Genomic DNA, 718 nt, shown 5'->3' on the forward strand with positions numbered 1-718 from the left:
GAGCTGCATGCCAGTGGTGCTTCGGTGCTGCGGGCGCGGCTGCGGCGGGACGCTCAGGGCAGCCTGACGGTGGCGGCTGCGGATGCGACGGGTGCGCCCGTGGTGTCGGTGGCGTCGCTGATCACCCGTCCCGTCTCGGCGGACCAACTCCGGCCCACCGACGCCGGAGTGGCCGACGCGCTCTTCGCCGTCGAGTGGACCCCGGTCCCCGAGGCGCCCGTACCGTCGGGGCAGTGGGCGCTGATCGGCGCCGACCGCTTCGGCGTGGCCGAGGGACTGGACGCGGCCGGGCTGTCGGTACGTACCTTCGCGGGCCTTGCCGAGGTGGCCGACGCGGCCGACGCGGGGGAGTTCACTGCGCGGTTCGTGCTGGCCTGCATGGGCGACACGGACGGCGACGTGGCCGGGGCCGCCCGCCGGGCGACCGGCGAGGCTCTGGGCCTGGTGCAGGAGTGGCTGGCCGAAGAGCGCCTGGAAGCAGCCCAGCTCGTGGTCGTCACCCGTGGTGGAGTGGCGGCTTCTGTCGGCGAGGGTGTCGTGGACCTGGCGGCGGCCTCCGTCTGGGGTTTGCTGCGCTCGGCGCAGTCGGAGAACCCCGGCCGGTTGGTTCTCGTGGACCTGCCCTTCGGTGACACCGGTGTCCAGGCCGTCTCGGTGCTGCCGTCTGTGGTGGGTGGTGGTGAGCCGGAGTTGGCGGTGCGGGGCAGGGTGGCGTTGG

General features: G+C 74.0%; 1 protein-coding gene. It reads left to right on the forward strand.

What is annotated here, in order from left to right; translation table 11 throughout:
- Positions 1-718: SpnB-like Rossmann fold domain-containing protein (locus AC4IJH_RS43620; protein ID WP_490857582.1), on the forward strand; the 718-nt coding region annotated here is incomplete at both ends.

Source organism: Streptomyces sp. UF-297, from assembly GCF_058245575.1.